The following is a 2,416-nucleotide window of genomic DNA, read 5'->3' on the forward strand; positions in this document are numbered from 1 at the left end:
ATACTTCCTCGTCGAATCGTCGGGAAGGGAGGCGCCCAAAAAAGCGGCCGCGCTCTCTTGTCAAGAACGCGGCCACAAGATGTTGTGGATTGCCCGGGTAAGGATTAGTACCGGTAGTGCTCAGCCTTGAACGGGCCCTGCGTCTTCACGCCGATGTAGTCAGCCTGCTCTTCGGAAAGTTCGGAGAGCTTGGCGCCGAGCTTCTTCAGGTGCAGGCGAGCGACCTTCTCGTCGAGGGCCTTCGGCAGGACGTAGACTTCGTTCTTGTACTTCTCACCCTTGGTGAAGAGCTCGATCTGGGCCAGGACCTGGTTGGAGAACGAGGCCGACATGACGAAGGACGGGTGGCCAGTGGCGTTGCCGAGGTTCAAGAGGCGGCCTTCCGACAGGAGGATCATGCGGTTGCCCTTCGGGAACTCGATCATGTCGACCTGCGGCTTGATGTTCGTCCACTTGAGGTTACGCAGCGCCGAGACCTGGATTTCGTTGTCGAAGTGGCCGATGTTGCCGACGATCGCCATGTCCTTCATCTCGCGCATGTGGTCCATGCGGATGACGTCCTTGTTGCCGGTCGTCGTGATGAAGATGTCGGCCGAGGCGACGACGTCTTCGAGCTGAACGACTTCGAAGCCGTCCATGGCAGCCTGCAGTGCGCAGATCGGGTCGATTTCCGTGACCTTGACGCGGGCGCCGGCGCCGGAAAGCGACGCTGCCGAACCCTTGCCGACGTCGCCGTAACCGCAGACGACGGCGACCTTGCCGGCCATCATCACGTCGGTGCCGCGGCGGATGCCGTCAACCAGCGATTCCTTGCAGCCGTATTTGTTGTCGAACTTCGACTTGGTGACGCTGTCATTGACGTTGATCGCCGGGAACGGCAGCAGGCCCTTGGCCTGAAGCTGGTACAGACGGTTGACGCCGGTGGTGGTTTCTTCGGTCACGCCCTTGATGGCGTCGCGCTGCTTCGTGAACCAGCCCGGCGAAGCGGCGAGGCGCTTCTTGATCTGTGCGACGAGGATCTCTTCTTCTTCCGAACCCGGGTTCGAAAGCACGTCTTCGCCAGCTTCGGCGCGGGCGCCGAGCAGGATGTACATGGTGGCGTCGCCGCCATCATCGAGGATCATGTTCGACACGCCGCCGTCGGCCCACTGGAAGATCTTGTCGGTGTAGGTCCAGTATTCTTCCAGCGTCTCGCCCTTGACGGCGAAGACCGGAACGCCGCTGGCAGCGATGGCCGCGGCAGCGTGATCCTGCGTCGAGAAAATGTTGCAGGACGCCCAACGAACGTCGGCGCCGAGCGCGACCAGCGTCTCGATCAGAACCGCGGTCTGGATGGTCATGTGCAGCGAGCCGGTGATGCGCGCGCCCTTCAGCGGCTTCGAAGCGCCGAACTCTTCGCGGCAGGCCGTAAGGCCCGGCATTTCCGTTTCGGCGATCGCAATTTCCTTGCGTCCGAAATCGGCAAGTCCGATGTCGGCGACGATATAGTCCTGAGTGGTGGTCATGGAGTTCTCCGGGCTGATCTCTTCAAGCCGCGCGGCCCTTGGCCGTTTCTGCGGCGCGATTATGCCTCCCACGCCTGTCGACGCGGTGAGAGTGCGACCGATCTATCAGGATTCAGGGGCGAGAGCAACCTCGATATAAAGAAGTCTTTATATCTTTATATTGTCCGTCAGATTTCTTCGCCGAACTTGTCGGCAACCAGCGCGTCGAGTGCGTTCAGCGCCTCTTCGGCCTGCGCGCCGCTGGCAGAGACGCAAACGCTGCAGCCGGTGCTCGCGGCCAGCATCATCAGCCCCATGATCGAGGTTCCGCCAACCGTCATGCCGTCCTTCGATACGGTGATCTCGGCGTCAAAGGCCTCGACCGTCTGCACGAATTTCGCAGACGCACGCGCATGCAGGCCCCGCTTGTTGATGATCAGCAGTTCGCGTGTCAGCGACATGTCGGGGCGATGATCCATTATTTTCCACTCAGGACGCGGCTGGCGACGTTGATGTATTTCCGCCCGGCTTCCGATGCTTCGACCAGAGCCTTGTCCATGTCGCTCTCGCCGCGCACGCCGGCGAGCTTGATCAGCATCGGCAGGTTGACGCCGGCGATCACTTCGACGCTACCGCTGCGCATGACGGAAATCGCCAGGTTGGAAGGGGTTCCGCCGAACATGTCGGTCAGGATGATGACGCCGTTGCCTTCGTCGACGGCGGTCACCGCGTCGAGAATGTCCTGGCGACGCTGGTCCATGTCGTCCTCGGGGCCGATGCAGACGGTCTCAATAGCTTTTTGCGGACCGACGACATGCTCAAGCGCAAGTCGAAATTCCTCAGCCAGCTTGCCATGGGTGACAAGCACAAGTCCGATCATGGGTATCTTCGCTCCAACTGCACACGCAATTCACTGATGGCCAGATATCGCA

3 protein-coding genes are annotated in these 2,416 nt (G+C 60.8%); all 3 read right to left on the reverse strand.

The window, feature by feature from the left end:
* Positions 1-104 precede the first annotated feature (104 nt).
* Positions 105-1,505 carry an adenosylhomocysteinase gene (gene ahcY, locus VGO12_RS29915; protein WP_327516371.1) on the reverse strand — a complete coding sequence of 467 codons (1,401 nt, stop codon included), beginning with the start codon at positions 1,503-1,505 and terminating at the stop codon, positions 105-107.
* Between the two features lie 167 nt (positions 1,506-1,672).
* Positions 1,673-1,963, reverse strand: a complete 291-nt coding sequence (locus tag VGO12_RS29920) for an HPr family phosphocarrier protein (RefSeq protein ID WP_327516372.1) — start codon at positions 1,961-1,963, stop codon at positions 1,673-1,675.
* Positions 1,963-2,364: a PTS sugar transporter subunit IIA gene (locus VGO12_RS29925; protein ID WP_327516373.1), complete on the reverse strand. Its 402-nt coding sequence runs from the start codon at positions 2,362-2,364 to the stop codon at positions 1,963-1,965. The genes VGO12_RS29920 and VGO12_RS29925 overlap by 1 nt, the downstream gene beginning before the upstream one ends.
* Positions 2,365-2,416 lie beyond the last annotated feature (52 nt).

The organism is Ensifer sp., assembly GCF_035999135.1.
Lineage (GTDB): Bacteria > Pseudomonadota > Alphaproteobacteria > Rhizobiales > Rhizobiaceae > Ensifer.

Excerpts from the sequence above, each read along its gene's own strand:
- VGO12_RS29920 (WP_327516372.1), bottom strand. The coding sequence starts at position 1,963 with ATGGATCATCGCCCCGACATGTCGCTGACACGCGAACTGCTGATCATC.
- VGO12_RS29925 (WP_327516373.1), bottom strand. The coding sequence starts at position 2,364 with ATGATCGGACTTGTGCTTGTCACCCATGGCAAGCTGGCTGAGGAATTT.
- ahcY (WP_327516371.1), bottom strand. The coding sequence starts at position 1,505 with ATGACCACCACTCAGGACTATATCGTCGCCGACATCGGACTTGCCGAT.